Source organism: Nesterenkonia sp. HG001, from assembly GCF_034438835.1.
Taxonomy (GTDB): Bacteria; Actinomycetota; Actinomycetes; order Actinomycetales; family Micrococcaceae; genus Nesterenkonia; species Nesterenkonia xinjiangensis.
In genome coordinates this window covers 216338-234431 of record NZ_JAOSZD010000006.1, presented here as the reverse complement: position 1 = coordinate 234431, position 18094 = coordinate 216338, and the positions used below count along the sequence as shown (strand labels likewise).

General features: G+C 68.4%; 15 protein-coding genes, 1 tRNA gene and 1 riboswitch. Of the genes, 13 read left to right on the top strand and 3 right to left on the bottom strand.

Going from position 1 to position 18094, the window contains the following annotated elements:
* Positions 1-438 precede the first annotated feature (438 nt).
* A complete protein-coding gene (locus ODE13_RS12185; RefSeq protein WP_322479520.1) occupies positions 439-942 on the bottom strand; it encodes a hypothetical protein in 504 nt (167 codons plus the stop codon).
* Positions 943-1035: 93 nt separating this feature from the next.
* Here ODE13_RS12185 and ODE13_RS12180 point away from each other — a divergent pair.
* A tRNA-Gly gene (locus tag ODE13_RS12180) sits at positions 1036-1109 on the top strand.
* A gap of 95 nt (positions 1110-1204) precedes the next feature.
* Positions 1205-2104, top strand: coding sequence for a macrolide 2'-phosphotransferase (locus ODE13_RS12175; protein ID WP_322479519.1), 900 nt, complete (start codon positions 1205-1207; stop codon positions 2102-2104).
* Between the two features lie 3 nt (positions 2105-2107).
* Here the strand turns inward: ODE13_RS12175 and ODE13_RS12170 are convergent, their stop codons facing one another.
* The gene (locus ODE13_RS12170) at positions 2108-5113 is read right to left on the bottom strand and encodes an alpha-mannosidase (protein WP_322479518.1); all 3006 of its coding nucleotides are present in this window, start codon (positions 5111-5113) and stop codon (positions 2108-2110) included.
* A 111-nt stretch (positions 5114-5224) separates the two neighbouring features.
* Here ODE13_RS12170 and ODE13_RS12165 point away from each other — a divergent pair, with 111 nt between their 5' ends.
* The 10 genes from ODE13_RS12165 to moeB all read left to right on the top strand — a co-directional run bounded on the left by ODE13_RS12165 (position 5225) and on the right by moeB (position 15727).
* Positions 5225-6214 (top strand): LacI family DNA-binding transcriptional regulator, encoded by a 990-nt coding sequence (locus ODE13_RS12165; protein ID WP_322479517.1) that lies wholly within the window; start codon positions 5225-5227, stop codon positions 6212-6214.
* Positions 6215-6315: 101 nt separating this feature from the next.
* Positions 6316-7584, top strand: a complete 1269-nt coding sequence (locus ODE13_RS12160) for an ABC transporter substrate-binding protein (protein WP_322479516.1) — start codon at positions 6316-6318, stop codon at positions 7582-7584.
* On the top strand, positions 7581-8867 hold the full coding sequence (locus ODE13_RS12155) for an ABC transporter substrate-binding protein (protein WP_322479515.1): 1287 nt from the start codon (positions 7581-7583) through the stop codon (positions 8865-8867). The genes ODE13_RS12160 and ODE13_RS12155 overlap by 4 nt, the downstream gene beginning before the upstream one ends.
* Complete coding sequence (locus ODE13_RS12150) at positions 8864-10276, top strand: substrate-binding domain-containing protein (protein WP_322479514.1); 1413 nt, start codon at positions 8864-8866, stop codon at positions 10274-10276. The genes ODE13_RS12155 and ODE13_RS12150 overlap by 4 nt, the downstream gene beginning before the upstream one ends.
* Positions 10273-11235, top strand: a complete 963-nt coding sequence (locus ODE13_RS12145; RefSeq protein ID WP_322479513.1) for a sugar ABC transporter permease — start codon at positions 10273-10275, stop codon at positions 11233-11235. The genes ODE13_RS12150 and ODE13_RS12145 overlap by 4 nt, the downstream gene beginning before the upstream one ends.
* On the top strand, positions 11232-12104 hold the full coding sequence (locus tag ODE13_RS12140; RefSeq protein ID WP_179541468.1) for a carbohydrate ABC transporter permease: 873 nt from the start codon (positions 11232-11234) through the stop codon (positions 12102-12104). Before ODE13_RS12145 ends, ODE13_RS12140 begins: the two co-directional genes overlap by 4 nt.
* Before the next feature lie 15 nt (positions 12105-12119).
* Positions 12120-12226: riboswitch (TPP riboswitch) on the top strand.
* On the top strand, positions 12216-13439 hold the full coding sequence (gene thiO, locus ODE13_RS12135) for a glycine oxidase ThiO (protein WP_322479512.1): 1224 nt from the start codon (positions 12216-12218) through the stop codon (positions 13437-13439). Its footprint overlaps the riboswitch before it by 11 nt.
* Before the next feature lie 5 nt (positions 13440-13444).
* Positions 13445-13684 carry a sulfur carrier protein ThiS gene (gene thiS, locus ODE13_RS12130; RefSeq protein WP_322479511.1) on the top strand — a complete coding sequence of 80 codons (240 nt, stop codon included), beginning with the start codon at positions 13445-13447 and terminating at the stop codon, positions 13682-13684.
* A gap of 26 nt (positions 13685-13710) precedes the next feature.
* Complete coding sequence (locus ODE13_RS12125) at positions 13711-14502, top strand: thiazole synthase (protein ID WP_179541471.1); 792 nt, start codon at positions 13711-13713, stop codon at positions 14500-14502.
* On the top strand, positions 14495-15727 hold the full coding sequence (gene moeB, locus ODE13_RS12120; protein ID WP_322479510.1) for a molybdopterin-synthase adenylyltransferase MoeB: 1233 nt from the start codon (positions 14495-14497) through the stop codon (positions 15725-15727). Before ODE13_RS12125 ends, moeB begins: the two co-directional genes overlap by 8 nt.
* On the opposite strand, the gene ODE13_RS12115 is transcribed toward moeB, so the two are convergent.
* Positions 15708-16481, bottom strand: coding sequence for a FadR/GntR family transcriptional regulator (locus tag ODE13_RS12115; RefSeq protein ID WP_322479509.1), 774 nt, complete (start codon positions 16479-16481; stop codon positions 15708-15710). The two genes, moeB and ODE13_RS12115, sit on opposite strands and share 20 nt — an antisense overlap.
* Positions 16482-16630: 149 nt before the next feature.
* Between ODE13_RS12115 and eat the strand changes: the two genes are divergently transcribed.
* Positions 16631-18079 (top strand): ethanolamine permease, encoded by a 1449-nt coding sequence (gene eat / locus ODE13_RS12110; protein ID WP_322479508.1) that lies wholly within the window; start codon positions 16631-16633, stop codon positions 18077-18079.
* Positions 18080-18094: the final 15 nt, after the last annotated feature.

Here is an 18094-nt window from a genome sequence, read left to right as displayed (position 1 = left end):
GCGATCTGGATCATCGACTCCCCTACCCGACAGGCCCTACCACTGGGGGAAACCTCCAGGCACTGTGCCGACGACATCATCGACTCAAATCCCACGGCCACCTCGAGATACCCGCACGTCCGGCCCCAGAACCAGCCCCACCCAGACCGGCCGCGCCAAAACCGGCTCCGCCGCTTCAGCGTCAGCGCCCCCAGAATCACCGGCATCACTCTGCACTCGAACGTGCCTTGCGATACTCCCCAGCTCACCGTGCGTCCCGATCGCGCGACTCAGCCTCGCCCCGTGGGGGTCACCTTCTCAGCGGACCAGTGGACCTGCTCCACTGCACCGCCCGCATCCGGATCTGATCACTGCCGCATGCTCGAGTTGGGTCCTTCGCTGCAGCGCAAAGTCACCTGTCGTCGTAGGCCCGCCGCCCGGAAGCTGGGCGGCTGAGTCTCATCGACAGGCGATCACGTCATACCGGTGCCAGTGCTTCGGGTCCCGGCCGCTGGGTCCGTCGAACTCGTGCTCCTCGAGCTGCAGGATGCCGAGCCCGGACACCATCGCCTCCACCTCATTCCGGCGGTGGAACGTCATGCCTGCCACGGCCGTGTCTCCGTGCGCCCAGGAGTCGCGGTCGCCGAGCAGGTTCACCGCCAGCACGCCGCCCGGGTGCAGCGCGGCGAGGATCCGCTCCCACAAGGTCGCCAGCTCGGTCGGCCCCAGGAACGGGAGGCTCATGCAGGCCAGCAGCAGATCCGCACGCGGCGGCTCCACGGCCTCGAGATCCTCCACTGCTGCGGTCAGCCCGGAGTCCAGGTCTACTGCGGACACGGACCACAGATCCTCCGCCGGCACGTGCGCCATCGCGTCCAGGAGCAGGGGCCTCGGCCTCCGGCCTGCGGTCCGCCGATAGTAGGCGCCCCAGTCGGCGTCGTCGGTGTGTGCGGCGCTCGTCATACGGGACGCTCAGCCTTCCGATTGGAAAACACCCTCCCAGGGAGTGATAATCTCTACCCAGGAGTTTTTCGGATCCTCGGATCCGGCCGCTTCGCGGATGTAGCTTAATGGTAAAGCTTCGGCTTCCCAAGCCGACGACGCGGGTTCGATTCCCGTCATCCGCTCCACTTCTCAGGGGTGATGCGCACAGCGCATCACCCCTGATCACGTTTTGGCCCGTCCGCTCATTGCCACCGTCTATGCGCGCCAGTAGCGTGAATGAATGGATTCCTCAACGCTCGACGACGTCATCCAGCGGGCCGTCTGGCGCGGTCTCGCCCTCAACAAGGACACTGTGGAGCTCGTCGACGCCGGTCTCGACTTCGAGGTGGCCCTGGCGGACGACGCCGCCGGCGAACGGTGGGTGCTGCGCATCCCGCGGCGTCCTGACGTCGTCGAACGCATGGACGACGAGGCCCGCATCCTGGACCTGGTCCGTCCTCATCTCAGCGTCGCGGTGCCGGACTGGACCATCCGCTCCGAGGAGCTGCTCGCCTACCGGGCGCTCCCCGGCCACCCCGGGCTGACCCTCCGCGGCGGAGAGCCGCAATGGCACATGGACCCGGAATCCCACGAGTTCGCCACCGCGCTGGGTCGGCTGCTGGCGGAGCTGCACAGCATCGACGTCGATCAGGCGCGCGACGCGGGCGTCGAGATCCGCACCCCGGAGCAGACCCGTCAGCGCTGGCAGGAGGAGGTGGACCAGGTCTCCAGCGAGTTCGACGTCGCCGGAGAGCTGCTCACCCGGTGGCGCACCTGGCTCGATGCCGACGAGCTGTGGCCGGACCGCACCGTGATGACACATGGAGAGCTCTACCCCGCCCATATCCTCCTCGGCGACACCGGGGAGATCACTGGGGTCCTCGACTGGACCACCGCCCGCGTCGACGACCCCGGACGAGACTTCACCTACCAGTTCTCCATCGGCGGGCAGGAGGCCTTCGACCTCACTGTCGCGGCCTATGAAGAGGCCGGGGGGACCGTCTGGCCGAAGCTGGCCGAACACTGCCACGAGCTGTGGGCGGCTTCTCCGGTGGCCTACGGCATGTTCGCACTCACGACCGGAGAGCCGCAGCACCGGATCGCCGCGGCCGCGCTGCTCAACCCTGAGGCGACCGGCTGACCCTCAGCCGAGCGAGAAGCGCAGCGTGCGCACCTCGAAGGGCCGCAGGCGCACAGGTGCGAAGGTCCCGACGTCGGTGAGGTCGTCCTCGATCAGGCTGACCTCACGGACCCCGGCCACCGGGGCGTTGACCGTGATGGTGCCCTCCGCGCGGCGTCCCAACGCTTCGTAGACACGGACCACCAAGTCTCCTGAGCGGTCCTCAGCGAGTTTCACCGCCGAGACCACGAGCCCCTCGCCCTCGCATCGGACCAGCGGGGCGAAGCCCTGTGAACCCTGCAGCCGACGCCGTGGCATGTTCATCTCGATGCCCGCGCGGGTGGCCTCAGCCACCCCGGCGCCGATGACCATCCCGTAGACATGTGTCTGCACTCCCTGGTCCGTCTCCGGGTCCGGAAAGCGTGGCGCCCGCAGAAGCGAGAGGCGCACGGTGGTCGTCACGTCGGCGTCCACGACGTCCCGGGTGACGTCATAGCCGTAGATCGAATCGTTCACCAGCGCGACGCCGAAACCGGGCTCCTCCGCCAGGACGAACCGATGCATGGACGTCTCGAACTTCGCCGCCTCCCAGCTGGTGTTGGAATGGGTGACCCGACGGTGGAATCCGAACTGAGTCTCGGCAGCGGTGTGTTCGGCCCGCACATCCAGCGGGAACGAGGCCTTGAGGAACTTCTCTGTCTCCTGCCAGTCTGTGCTCTGCTCGAACCGCAGCACCCGGCTGTCCGGTTCCAGGATGAGACGCTGCTGCAGGGTCGAGGCGGAGAAGCTTCGGTCCACCGTGACGACTGCGCCGCCGGCTTCGGTGACCTCGGCGGACAACGACGACGCCTCGCGAAGCTCCGTCACACGGTTGCGATAGAAGCGATCCACATCCCAGGCGTCCCATTTGTTCGGGAAGTCCTGGTGCAGCTGCAGCACCCCTGCCTCCCGGCCCGGGGCCACGCACTCCCGGCCGGAGGCGAGGTCCACGGCCGAGGACACGTGACCCTCTGGAGTGATCGTCACAGAGACCAGGGCGTTGCGGAGCTCGAACCCGCCGTCCTTCGTCTCGGTCAGCCGCACAGCATCCGAGCCGACCTCCGGCACCGGGGAGGCCCCGTGCGCGGGGAGACCGTCTGCGCTGAACGGTGTCGGGTTCGCCTCCACCGGGACGTCCCCTGTGCCCACCAAGGCGGTGAGCGCGTCATGGATGATCCGCTCGGTGCGCGCCCGAATGTGCTCGTAGGTCTCCTGGGCCTCGCGATGCACCCAGGCGATCGAGGTGCCGGGCAGAATGTCGTGGAACTGATGCAGCAGGGTCATCTGCCACAGCTCATCAAGCTCGTCATAGGGGTACTCGGTTCCGGCGCCCACCGCAGCAGTGGAAGCCCAGAGCTCGGCCTCCATCAGCAGATGCTCGCTGCGCCGGTTGCCCTGCTTCGTCTTGTGCTGGGAGGTCAAAGTCGCTCGGTGGATCTCCAGGTACAGCTCACCGACCCATACGGGGGGCTCCGGGACCTCGTCGCGCGCCCGATCGTAGAACTGGTCCGGGTGCTCCCAGCGGACGGTGGGGCTGCCCTCCAGGTCGGCGAGGCGCTGAGCGCGGCCCACCATCTCACGGGTGGTGCCGCCGCCGCCGTCGCCGTATCCCACCGGGGCGATGGAGCCGCTGGCACGGCGGGACTCCCGGAACTTCGCGGTGGCCTTGGCGAGTTCCTCGCCGGAGAGCTCGGAGTTGTAGGTGTCCATAGGCGGGAAGTGGCTGAGGATGCGGGAGCCGTCGATCCCCTCCCATTCGAAGGTGTGATGCGGGAACTTGTTGACCTGGTTCCAGGAGATCTTCTGCGTGAAGAACCAGTCGAACCCGGCGCGGACCATCAGCTGCGGCAGGGCGGGGGAGTAGCCGAAGGAGTCCGGCAGCCATACCCCGCGACACCGCACACCGAACTCGCGTTCGAAGAAGCGCTGCCCCTGGGAGAACTGCCGCACGATCGCCTCCCCGGTGGGCATGACGACGTCGGACTCCACCCACATGCCGCCCAGCGGCAGGAAGCGCCCAGCGGCGACTGCCTCACGGATGCGTTCCCACACCTCGGGGCGGTGCTCCTTGATCCAGGCGTACTGCTGGGCCGAGGACATTCCGTAGACGAAGTCCTCGGTGCGGTCGATCAGTTCGGCCATCGACGTCGTCGTCCGGGCCACTTTGCGGATCGTCTCGCGGACGGGCCACAGCCACGCGGAGTCGATGTGGGCGTGGCCCACGGCGGAGATCGTGTGCGCGCTGGCCCCCGAGGGTGAGGCCAGGACTTCGGTCAGCTCGGCCCGGGCGGCGGCTGCCGTGCCGGGGATGTCCTGCAGATCGAGCACGTCCAGCGCATCATCGAGAGCCTGCAGGATCCGGTGACGACGTCGCCCTTCCGGCAGCTGCTGGGCCAGGTCCAGCAGCACCTCGATGTCCAGGGCGAGTTCGTGGGTGTCCTCCTCGAAGAGCGCCAGGTCCATCCTGCGGGTCACGTAGAGGGGTTCACGGTGAGCGGTGAGGACGTCGCCCTCATAGGTGGGGATGAAGCCCCGGCTTCCATGGATCTCAGGATTGGCCGCCGCTTCGAGGAACAGTTCGATCTCCTCGCCCCCGGCCGCCTCCTCCACCAGCACGGCGTGCTGGTTCTGCGGGTTCACGGCTTTCAGCGGCGTGCCGTCCGGTCGATAGATCAGCGCCTCACACTGGAAGCCCGTCCGTGAGACGTCGAAGCCCAGGTCCACGACGAGTTCGACCTGCCGCCCGGCCCAGTGCTGTGGCACTGTGCCACGCAGCCGGAACCAGGTCGTGCCCCAGGGCGGGCCCCACGGGGTGCCCACCTCGTAGGCCTGGAACTCCAGCTGGAGGCCCTTCGTCGGCGGGATCGGCTCGCCGGGGAGCTCGTGCGCGGCCACGTCGAAGGGGATCGAGGCGGCGTGGACCGCGGGCAGGATGCGCTCCTTCAGTGCCCGGGAGGCCCGTCCGACGGTGAGTGTGGCGTCATCGTGCATGGGGCACCATCCTGGTGGGGTGGAAGACAGATTTATGACAGCGCTGTCCGGTCGATACAATCAAAGGAGTTCAATGTTGTCAACGTCACATTCGCGTGACGGAGGGGGTGTGTGGTGGGGCGTAGGGTCACCCTTCAAGATGTCGCGTCGACCGCGGGAGTCAGCCTCAAGACCGCCTCGCGCGTGGTCAACGGAGAGCGCTATGTCGCCGACACGACGGCGGAACGGGTCAGGGCCGCGGTCAGGCAGCTGGGTTTCCGGCCCCACCAGGCGGCTCGCAGCCTGGCTCGGGGGCGCAGGCTGCCGATGGCTGGTCTGCTGGTCACCACCCTGGAGAATCCCCACGTGGTCGCGCTCGCCCATGGGGTGGAGCGTGTGCTGCGCGCCGCGGGACATTCGCTGATCATCGCCTCTACAGATGAGGACGCTCAGCAGGAGAGGCAGCTCCTCGAGGACTTTCAGGACAGAGGGGTGGACAGTCTGGTGATCGTACCCTCCGGGGAGGATCACCGACACCTCTTCGCCGCCGCGGGAAGCATGTCCATGGTCCTGGCCCACCGCATCATCGCAGGGCTCGGCGCGGACTCCGTGGCCCCTGACGACTGGGGTGCGACCCGTGCCGCGGTCAAGGAGCTGCTGCGTGAGGGGCACGAGCGGATCGCCTTCATCGGTGACCTCGACTACATCTACAACATCCGTCAGCGCATCGCTGGCTTCCGTCAGGCGCACCGGGAGTTCGGCGCGGCCACGCAGGAGGACCTGCTGCGCTTCGGGGTCCGCACCACGGAGGAGTCTCGCTCCGTCGTCTCCGGGATGCTCGACTCTCCGAACCCGCCCACCGCGATCTTCGGCTCCAACAATCTGCTGACCCTCGGGGTCCTGGAGGAGCTCCATGAGCGCGGGAGGGAGGTCGCCGTCGTCGGCTTCGACGACCTTCCCGAGGCGCGCTACTTCGACGTGCCGGTGACGGTGCTGGCCTATGACAAGTCCGGGGTCGGTCGCACTGCCGCTCAGCTGCTGCTGGAGCGGGCCGCGGCCGAGGATCCCGCCCCACGTCATGTGACGATGCCGGTGACCGCACGTCGCTTCACCGGCCGTTGAGACGGTAGCCGCCGGTGGCATCACCGTGGGGCTACCTCTTGACATGACAGCGCTGTCCTGTGATCCTCGACACAATTCGAGAGGTTGGGGGAGTGAGACTCATGGGTGAGGGACGAGCGCTGAACAAGGTGGTCGCCGGCGGGGCTGCGGTATGTCTGCTTGTGGTCGGCTGTGGAGACGCGGCAGACGATGAGGGAGTGACCCTGCGGTTCGCCTGGTGGGGAAACGAGCATCGCCACGAGATCACCCAAGAGATCATCGACATCTACGAGCAGGAGAACCCGCACGTCTCGATCGAGACCGAGTACGGCGGGTCCTTCGAGGATCACTGGGATCGGCTGGCCACGCAGGTCGCCGGCGGGGATGCCCCGGATGTGATCCAGATGGACGAGCAGTACCTGCGGGAGTACGCCGATCGGGGAGCCCTCCACAGTCTGGACGAGGTCGACGTCTCAGAGTTCTCGGAGACGGCGGTGGCGAACGGCCGTGTGGAGGATGAGCTCCTGGCCGTCACGCTTGGGCTGAATGCGCCCACAGTGCTGGCCAACGTGGATGTCTTCCAGTCTGCAGGCGTCGACGTTCCCGACGACGACACGTGGACCTGGGAGGACTTCGCCGACGTCGCAGCAGAGATCAGCGAGGGCTCGGACGACGTCTGGGGCAGCGCGGGGCCGCTGGGGATCGCGCCGTTCCAGGTCTGGCTCCGCCAGTCTGGAGCTCATCTGGCGACCGATGAGGGTGAGCTCGGGTTCTCCGTTGCCGAGGCGCAGGCGTACTTCGAGTACTTCAAGGACCTCCTCGACGCCGAGGTGCTTCCGCCGGCGGCCGTGATCCAGGAGGACCGCGCCGCTCCCGAGGAGCAGACGCTGAGCGGCACGGGACGGGAGGCGCTGGCGACACGATGGACGAACCAGGCCGTCGGCTCGGCACAGGCGAGCGGGGCGTCACTGGAGCTGCTCCGGTATCCCGGGATGAGCGACTCGGACGACGACCCCCTGTGGCTGAAGTCGTCGATGTATCTCTCCGTGCCTGCGACCACGGACCACCCCCAGGAGGCGCAGCAGTTCATCGATTTCTTCGTGAACTCCGAGGACGCGGCGCAGATCGCCCAGGTCGAACGGGGAGTGCCTCCCAACATGGCAGTCCGCGAGCTGGTGGTGGACGACCTCGATGACCTGGACGCCGAGACGGTCGCCTTCATCGAGCGGCTGGAGGCGGAGGAAGCAGAGCCTGAGCCCCTCGCCCCAGTCGGCAGCTCCGACTTCCAGCCGACGGTGGACCGGTACCTGATGGAGGTCTTCTTCGACCGGCTGAGCCCGGAGCAGGCGGCGGAGGATCTCGTGGCGGAGTTGGAGGGCCAGCTGGGGTGAACGTCAGGGCGAAGGAGCGTCAGTGCCGCAGCCGGGTTGTTCGGAGCCTCGGGGTAGGGACGGCGCTGTCGCTGGCCCTCGTCGGCTGCGGAGAAGGTGGGGCTGACGACGGTGACGTCACCCTGAGCTTCACCTGGTGGGGGCCCGACGCACGGCACGAGCTCACCCAGGAGGTCATCGACCTCTACGAGGAGGAGAACCCCCACGTCAGCATCGAGCCGAGCTTTCGCGAGTGGGGCGGCTACTGGGACGCACTGGCCACTCAGGCCGCCGGCGGGGACCTCCCGGACATCGTCCAGATGGACAGCGGCTATCTGAGGACATACGCAGATCAGGGCAGTCTTCTGGAGCTGGAGACGGTCGACACCTCGGGCCATGACGAGAGCGTCGTCAGGAACGGGATGATCGACGACGAGCTGTTCGCGGTGACCATCGGCATCAACGCCACGGTGATGGCGGCCAACGTCACCCTGTTCGACGAGGCCGACGTGGACCTTCCCGATGACACGACGTGGACATGGGAGGACTATGCCGAGGTCAGCAGCGAGCTGGACGATGCGCTGCCTGACTCGCACGGAGCCGAAGGGCCCTTCGGCATCGCGACCCTGGAGATGTGGCTGCGCCAGCAGGGCAAGGAGATCCGCAGTCCTGATGGTGACGATGTCGGCTTCACCGTGGAGGATGCCGCACGCTACTTCGAGCTTCAGCTCGAGCTGATGCAGCAGGGGGCCTATCCCGGCGCTGATGTGATCTCCGAGAACCAGTCGGCCGGTCATGAGCAGTCCCTGGCCGGACAGGGGCGCGCGGCCCTGAGCACCTGGTCCTCCAATGAGCTGCTGGCGATCGCGACCGCCACAGGAGATGAGTTCACCCCTCTTCGACTGCCCAGGCAGAGCGAGGGGCCGAGCCGTCCTGACACGTACTACAAGTCCAGCATGTATCTCTCCGGTTCCGCCGGGACGGAGCATCCGGAGGAGGTCCAGCACTTCATCGACTTCTTCGCGAACTCGACTGCGGCGGGAGAGATCCTGCGGACAGAGCGGGGCGTGCCGCCGAACGCCGACGTCTTGGACGCGGTGCTCCCGGGCCTCACTGGTCTCGACGCTGACATCGCGGAGTTCCTGCGAGGCATGGAAGGGGAGGTGGGGGATCCGCCGCCCCTGCCGCCCTCTGGGGGAGCCGACTTCGGTCAGATCGTGCAGCGTTATGAGCTGGAGGTCTTCTTCGAGCGGCTGTCCCCTCGTCAGGCGGCGGAATCGATGGTGGAGGAGATGAGCGTGTGAGCGGGTACGGCACGAGTCAGGTGAGCAGAGATCCGAGACTAGGGGTCGATCGACGGACGTTCCTGCGGTTCGCCGGCGGAGTCGGGGCGGTCCTCCCGCTGGCGGCGCTGACCGGCTGCGGCGGTTCCGCGGCCGCAGAGGGCCACGTCATACGCATCGCCTACCAGCAGTTCGGCTCCGGCACGCTGTGGGAGGACTGGATCAACGCTGCGGCAGAGCGCTACACGAGCCAGCATCCTGATCGGATCGTCGAACTGGTGCCGATCGTCGCGGCAGAGAACGACTACTACACGAAGAACGAGCTGCTGATGTCCTCCCCGCGGACCTCGCCGGACGTCGCCTACGCGGACACCTTCATCCTGCTCTCCGACGTCGGGGCGGGCTATCTGCAGCCCGTCGACGAGTTCGTCGAACAGTGGGGCGACTGGCAGGAGATCGCCCAGGCCTCACGCGATGCGGTCAAGGCGGAGGACGGCCTCACCTACGCCGTCCCCACCCATACCGACACGCGAGCCATCTGGTTCAACAAGGAGGTCTTCGCCCAGGCCGGCCTCCCCGAGGAGTGGGCGCCGCAGGACTGGGCGGAGATCCTCGAGGCGGCCCGGACCATCAAGGCCGAGCTGCCCGACGTCGCGCCGATGGTCATCTACTCCGGAAAGCCCCAGGGGGAGAAGGCCTCCATGCAGGGATTCGAGATGCTGCTCTACGGCACCGCCTCCACCCTCTATGACGAGGACACCAGCCGGTGGGTGATCGGTTCCGCCGGGTTCCTGGAGTCGCTCCAGCTGCTGGAGACCGTCTTCGAGGAGGAGCTGACCCTCAGCCTCGCTCAGAACCTCGACCCCAACATCAGCGAGACCATCTATTCCCGGCTGCTGCCGGAGGCTCAGCTGGGAATGGTCATCGACGGCTCTTGGGTCTCCCAGAACTGGGTGGAAGGAGGCACCAGCCCCTGGCCGGAATGGACCGAGACCATGGGTCTGGCCCGGATGCCCACCCAGCACGGACAGGACCCCGGCTTCGTCACCCTCAGCGGCGGCTGGTGCCTGACCCTGCCGGAGTACTCCTCGGACCCGGAGATCGCCTTCTCCTTCATCGAAGCGCTCTGCGAGAAGGACGTGATGGTCGACTTCACCATCGCCAACAACTACATCACCGTCCGAGAAGACGTCGCCGCGGACGAGCGATACCAGAGCTACTCGCCCACCGCAGAGTTCTTCACCTCGCTGCTCGAGGGCGCCTATTACCGGCCTGCGCTGCCGGCCTATCCCGAGGTGTCCAACGCCATCCAGGAGGCCATGGAGGCCGTGATGACCCGATCCCAGACCCCTGAACAGGCGGCCGCCGCCTACGCGGCCGCCGTCACCGACATCGTCGGCCCTGAGAACGTGCAGGACGAGTCGTCATGAGCGCGCCGACCGCCACGCAGTCCCAGATCCATCGGCCCGACGCCGCCAGCGGCGAAGGAGGGCCTCCACGGCAGAATCGCACCATCGGGGACCGTCTCACGTTCGGCCGGGCCGTCCCCATGGTTCCCGCGCTGTCGCTGCTCGTGCTGTTCATGGCAGGCCCCATCCTGTACTCGCTCTGGCTGGCCTTCACCGACTCCGCGATCCGCGGCGAGGGGGCGGCGGAGACCTCCTTCATCGGGTTCGAGAACTTCACCGACGCCTTCACCGACTCGCAGTTCTGGAACTCGGTCGGGCTGACGCTCGTCTTCACCGTGGTGTCTGCGGTGATCGGCCAGAACCTCCTCGGGCTGTTCCTCGCACTGCTGATGGAGAAGGCCCACCGGGCAGTGACGTTCGTCATCACCGCCATCGTCATCGCGGCGTGGATCCTGCCCGAGGTCGTGGCCGGATACCTGCTCTACACCTTCTTCGCCGACGAGGGCAGCCTCAATGTGATCCTGGAGTCCATCGGGCTTCCGCAGCAGGACCTGCTCTTCAGCCTTCCGATCCTCGCAGTCGCCTTCGCGAACATCTGGCGGGGCACGGCGTTCTCCATGCTGGTCTACTCGGCGGCGCTGGGCAGCATCTCCGCGGAGATCCAGGAATCGGCGTCAGTGGACGGGGCCGGCCCTCTGCGCAGGTTCTGGTCGGTGACCCTGCCGCTGCTGCGCCCCGCCGTCGCCACCAACCTGATGCTCATCACCCTGCAGACACTGTCCGTCTTCGGGCTCATCTTCATCATGACCGGGGGAGGGCCCGCGCAGCAGAGCCAGACCCTGCCGCTCTACATGTATGAGCAGGCCTTCTCCTACGGGCAGCTCGGCTACGGAACCGCCGTGGCACTGCTGCTCCTGCTGATCGGCGCGGTCGCCTCGATCGCCTATCTGCGGCTGCTTCCCGAGGAGGACAAGCGATGACCACCACCTCAGCACGTCGGACCGCGCCGGCCAGGGGCGGCAAGGGCCGCAGGGCACGGACCACGGAGACGGCCTCGACACTCGTCATGGCGTTCATCGGGGCCATGTTCCTGATCCCTCTGCTCTGGGTGGGGCTCGCCGCCTTCGACACAGACGCGTCCCTCGCCGTCTCATGGCCGGAGCGATGGAGCCTCGGCAACTTCAGCGCCATCTGGAACGCCGAGACGACCTTCCGGCCGATCGCCAACTCGCTGATCCTGTGCGGCGGCGCCACTCTGGTGACCATGACCGCGGCGGTGCTGTGTGCGTACCCGATCTCGCGGTATCGGTTCCGTGGCAAGCGGTCCCTGCTGCTGACCATCATCTTCTCCACCGGCCTGCCCATCACAGCGATCATGATCCCCGTGTACTCGCTCTTCGTGCAGGTCAACCTCATCGACTCCATGTTCGGCGCGATCCTGTTCCTCGGCGCCTCCTCGCTGCCGTACGCCATATTCCTCACCAAGGGGTTCATGGATGCCGTGCCCATGGAGATCGAGGAGAGCGCCTGGACCGAGGGTGCCGGAGTCTATCGGACGCTGTGGGCCGTGGTGATGCCGCTGATGCGGTCAGGGCTCGGAGTGGCCACGATGTTCACCTTCGTCATGATGTGGGGGAACTTCTTCGTCCCCTTCATGCTGCTGCTCAGTCCGGACAACCTGCCGGCGGCCGTCACCCTCTATACGTTCTCCTCACAGTACGGCCAGGTCGCCTACGGCCAGTTGGCGGCGTTCTCGCTCTTCTACTCCCTGCCGGTGATCGTGCTCTACCTCTTCGTGGGCCGCAGCCTGGGGACCGGCTTCATCGCAGCGGGCGGAGTGAAGGGCTGACCCACTAGAATGGAACCTGCATTCCGTGGGAGCCCGGGCCGGCCGGGCTGAGAGGGCGAACCCGCCGACCACTCGGACTCGATGCGGATCATGCCGCCGTGAGGAGGAGCTGTGGGCGTCACTGTCGTGGGAGCCGGCGTCGTCGGGCTGCTGTCAGCCTGGCAGCTGAGGCGCGAAGGGCACGCGGTCACGCTGATCGCCCCCGAGATCGCCCGGGACGCCAGCTACGCCGCCGCCGGGATGCTGGCCCCGATCAGTGAGGTCCAGTACGGGCAGGACAGGCTCTATCCGCTGATGACCGCCGCCCGGGCCGAGTACCCGGCCTTCCTGGCCACGCTGGCCGCCGCCGTCGACGCCCCCACCGGGTGGCGGGAGAACGGCACCATCCTGCTGGCCGCGGACCGCTCCGACCGCGACGCCGTCGCCGACCTCGTCGCCGTCCAGCAGGCCCACGGCATGGCCGTGGAGCCGCTGACCTCCGGCCAGCTGCGCCGCCGCGAGCCCGCACTCGCCCCCGGCATCTCCAAGGGCTGGGACGTGCCCAGCGACCACCAGGTGGACCCCCGGATGCTGGCCAGCTGCGCGCTCGCCGCCCTCGAGAGTCCGCTGGATCCTGCTCGCTTCCCCGACGCCGGCCCGCCCGCCCGACGCGTGGAGGCGCGGGTCACCGCTGTCGGCGGCCCCGACGCGGAGGGCTCCCACACGCCCACCCTCGACGACGGCACGCAGCGCACCGCGCAGAAGGTCCTGCTGGTGCCCGGGCTCGGTTGCGCCGACATCGCCGGCCTGCCCGCACGCGCCCCGCTGGATCTGCGGCCCGTCCACGGAGACGTGCTGCGCCTGCGGGTGCGTCCCGGGCAGCTGCTCGCTGGGGAGGACCACGTCCTCGGCGCCACCGTCCGGGCCAAGGTCGCCGGCCGCAGCGTCTACCTGGTGCCACGGGCCGACGGCGGGCTGGTCATCGGCGCCTCCTCGCGAGAGGATGGCATGCCCGGCACCCACGCGGGCTCCGTGCAGGAGCTGCTCGACGACGCCGTCGCCGTGCTGCCCGCCGTCAAGGAGATGGAGCTGGAAGAGATCACCACCCGGGCCCGACCCGGCACCCCTGACGACATCCCCTACCTGGGCCGGCTGGAAGGGGCGCCCGACGTCGTCATCTCCACCGGATACTCTCGACACGGGATCCTGCTGGCACCGCTGGCCGCACGGTTGGCCGCCGCGCTGCTCAGCGACGACGGCGAGGCCGCACTGAGCGCGGCGGACCGGCAGATGCTCGCCCATATGAGCCCCACACGGTCGCTGACCGCACCAGAGATGACCCCCACAGGATTGTGAGACCCATGCTCACCGTGACCATCAACGAAGAAGACGTGAAGCTGCCCGAGGGGGCGACAGTCGTCGACGCCGTCGGGCAGACCACCGGGCGCGAGCTGAGCCCCGACGGCACCCCCGCCGACGGCGGCCGCCTGGGTGTGGCGGTGGCGATCAACGCCGCCGTCGTCCCGCGCAGCGCCTGGGCCGCCACCGTGCTGAGCCACGGCGAGGAGATTGAGATCGTCACCGCCGTGCAGGGCGGCTGAGCCGCCCCTGACCCGAAGAGAGCACCATGACCACAGCCACCACTCCTCCGTCCCTGCAGGTGGGCGACTACACCTTGCAGAACCGCCTCATCATGGGCACCGGCGGGATCACCGACCTGGACGCCCTGGAGCAGGCGCTGCTCGCCTCCGGCACCACGCTGACCACTGTGGCCATGCGCCGCTACAGCCCGGAGACCAAGACCAGCGTGTTCGCCATGCTCGAGCGGCTCGGCATCGACGTGCTGCCCAACACCGCCGGCTGCTACACCGTCAAGGACACGGTGCTCACCGCCGAGCTCGCCCGCGAGGCGCTCGAGACGAACCTCATCAAGATCGAGGTCATCGCCGATGAGCACACTCTGCTCCCTGACGTCATCGAAACCCTCGAGGCCACCGAGCAGCTCGCCGACCGGGGCTTCATCCCCATGGTCTACACCACCGATGATCCGGCCGCGGCCGTGCGCCTCGAGCAGGCCGGAGCCGCCGCCGTCATGCCCCTGGGGGCGCCCATCGGCACCGGGCTGGGCATCCTGAACCCGCACAACATCGAGCTCATCGCCTCCCGGGCGAACGTGCCGGTGGTGCTCGACGCCGGCATCGGCGCCGCCTCCGAGGCCGCGCTGGCCATGGAGCTCGGCTGCGACGCCGTGCTGGTCGCCTCCGCGGTCACCCGCGCCCAGCGGCCTTCCGACATGGCCCACGCCATGCGCCTGGCAGTCTCCTCCGGCTGGCTCTGTGCCGGTGCGGGGCGGATCCCCCGCCGCCGTCATGCCCTGGCCTCCTCCGCGATGGAAGGAAGGATCGACCCCGTTGACTGAGCTGAAAGATCTCTCGCAGACCCAGCTGGAACGGTTCCAGCGGCACTTCTCGCTGACCGGCTTCGGACCCGATGCGCAGCTGCGGCTGCTCGATGCCCGAGTGCTGGTCATCGGCGCCGGCGGCCTCGGCGCCCCGATCCTCACCTACCTGGCCGCCGCCGGGGTGGGGACCATCGACGTCGTCGACCATGACGTCGTGGACCGCTCCAACCTGCACCGGCAGGTCCTGCACTCGGAGGCCGGCATCGGCCGGCCGAAGACGGAGTCCGCCGCGGCGGTGATGCGCGGGCTGCACCCGGAGATCACCGTGCACGAGCACCGGGAGCCGATCACCGGCGAGAACGCGCTGGCGCTGGTGGAGCCGGTGGACATCGTGGTGGACGGCTCGGACAACTTCGCGACCCGCTACGTGGTCTCCGACGCCTGCGAGATCGCCGGCAAGCCGCTGGTCTACGGCTCCATCCTGCGCTTCGCCGGGCAGGTGAGCCTGTTCTGGTCGCGGCTTCCCTCGGGGGAGCGCGGCCCCACCTATCGGGACCTCTACCCCGAGGCCCCCGACGCCGGGGAGGTGCCCACCTGCGCCGAGGCCGGGGTGCTCGGTGTGCTGCCCGGTGTGATCGGCACGCTGATGGCCACTGAGACCATCAAGTTCCTGGCCGGAGTGGGTGACACCCTGCTCGGCCGGGTGATGACCTATGACGCGCTGACCGCCTCCTTCCGGGAGGTGCGGCTGCTGCCGGACCCGGACCGGGAGCCGGTCACCAGCATCGGCGCTGACGTCGCCGGACTGGGCGGCGGGCCCGGCGGTGGTGCGGCCTCCGCCGGAGCCGCCTGCGCGGTGGAGGAGGATCCCGCTCTGCACCCGGTGGAGGGCGAGACCGATCCCTACACCGGGCATCCCTTCGGTCCGGAGGACATCGGGATCCGCGAGCTGCAGGCCGCTGTCGAGGCCGGGCGGATCGCCGGCGTCGTCGACGTCCGGGAGCCGTGGGAGTACGCGGCCGGGCATGTGGAGGGAGCCGTCAACGTCCCGCTGGGCGAGCTGTGGCACGGCAGCGAGGTCCCCGGGATCGACGAGGCCAGCGAACAGCGACCCGTGGTGCTCTACTGCAAGATCGGGGTCCGCTCCCGGCAGGCGCTCGCCGTGCTGCGCCACCGCAACCCCGACGCCGGGCTGCGGAACCTGGTGGGCGGATACGAGCAGGTCAAGGCTGCGGGCGGCTAGCCGGTCCCTCATCCGCGAGGAAGCCGCGCAGCAGCGAGGCGGTGCCCTCCAGATGCTCCTTCATCAGCTCGCCCGCCCGTGTCGGCTCGCCCTGCAGGATGGCTGAGACGATCGCCTGATGCTGCTCCTGGGAGTGGGCGATGTTCGTGTCCAAGAACGGGATGCGGTCCAGCAGGCCGCTGGCGGCCGCGCGGGCCTCGGCCACTGCGGCGGAGAGCATCGCCGAGCCGGAGAGCTCCGCGATCAGGCAGTGCAGGCGGGCATCCAGCGGCCGATACTGGGACGCCTCGGCGGCATCCACCGCCTCCAGGGCCTGCACCAGGGCGGAGCGCTGTGCGGTGCTCAGCGTGGCCGAGGCCGCCAGCACGGCGGCCGCCGGCTCGACGACGCCACGGAAGGTCAGCACATCCTCGACGGCGGCCGCATCCTCTGCGCCGAGGGAGGTCGCCGGGGCGGGCAGCTCCTCGGCGACGAACGTGCCCCCGTAGCGGCCCCGTCGCACCGAGAGGTAGCCGGCGGCCTGCAGCTCCGCCAGCGCGTCGCGCAGCGTGCTGCGCGAGACGCCGAGGGACTCGGCCAGCTCACGCTCCGGCGGCAGCTTCTCGCCCGGGGCGAAGGTGCCGAGTCGGATGCCGCGCAGGACCCGGGCGATCGTCTCCTCGAGCACGTTGCCGCGCCGCGCCTGACCCAGTACAGATCCCAGCACAGGAGTCAGCGAGGCCATGGGCTCCGCGGGAGACGACGCATCTGACATGCCATCAGCATTCCATATGGCTAGCCACAAAGGTCTCTTCTCTAGAAAATTACGAGCGATCTTCTCGCTGGCTCTTGACACTCGATCGTGTGTCACCTCACAGTGGTGCTGTTCAAAGGACTGAAAGCAGTCCATTGGGAGAGGGTGTCATGTCACGAGCACCAGGATCCACGGCCCACGTGGACTACACGCACCTCGGCGAGAGCTACATGAAGCACCGTCAGCTGCGACGAGGGGCGGCCGGATGGATCCTGCTCGCCGGCCTCGGCGTGGCCTACGTGATCTCCGGAGACTTCTCCGGCTGGAACATCGGACTCTCCGTCGGCGGCTGGGGCGGGCTGCTCATCGCCTTCGTCCTCATGGGCCTGATGTACACCTGCATGGTCTTCGGGCTGGCAGAGATGTCCTCCGCCATACCCACCGCCGGTGCCGGCTACGGATTCGCCCGCCGAGCCTTCGGGCCACTGGGCGGGTTCGCCACCGGGATGGCGGTGCTCATCGAGTACGCCGTCGCCCCCGCGGCCATCGCCACCTTCATCGGAGGTTATGTGGAGGCCCTCGGGCTGTTCGGCCTCACCAACTCCTGGCCCATCTACCTGGCCGCCTACCTGCTGTTCATCGCCATCCACCTCTGGGGCGTCGGCGAGGCCCTGAAGGTGATGCTCGGAATCACTCTGATCGCCGTCGTCGCGCTCGCGGCCACCGTCTTCGGACTGCTGCCCCACGTGGAGGTCAGCAACCTCTTCGACATCGCCGCCGACGGCTCAGCAGGTTCCAGCGCCTTCCTGCCCTTCGGCATCACCGGTGTGCTGGGGGCCCTGGTCTTCGGCATCTGGTTCTTCCTGGCCATCGAGGGTGTGCCGCTGGCCGCCGAAGAGACCGCCGACCCCAAGCGGGACCTGCCGCGCGGCATCATCGTCGCCATGATGGTGCTGCTGGTCTTCGGCGCCCTGATGCTGGTCCTCGTCCCCGGTGCCGCCGGCGCCGAGGCGATGGGCTCCTCGGAGTCCCCGCTGCCCGAGGCGCTCCGCGCCGTGTACGGCGAAGGGTCCTGGCTGGCGGCCTTCGTGAACTATGCGGGTCTGGCAGGGCTGGTGGCCAGCTTCTTCTCCATCGTCTACGCCTACTCCCGGCAGCTCTTCGCGCTCTCCCGGGCCGGTTACCTGCCGCGCTTCCTCTCGCTGACCTCCTCCCGCCGCACCCCGTGGGTGGCGCTCATCGTGCCGGGCACCGTCGGCTTCATCCTGGCCGCCGTGATCGGGGACGGCGGGCTGCTGATCAACATCGCGGTCTTCGGCGCCGCCGTGTCCTATGTGCTGCTCAACCTGAGCCACATCGTGCTGCGCATCCGGGAGCCGCATCTGGAGCGCGGATACCGGACCCCCGGCGGAGTGGTCACCACCTCCATCGCCCTGGTGCTGGCCGTCGTCGCGCTCGTGGCGACCTTCGTGGTCGACGTGCGGGCCGCGGGCATCACCGCCGGGGTCTTCTGCCTGGCGCTGGCCTACTTCTGGTTCTACAGCCGGCACCGGCTCGTGGCCGACGCCCCGGAGGAGGAGTTCGCGCTGCTGGAGAAGGAGGAGAGCCAGCTGCACTGACCGGCCAGCGAGCCC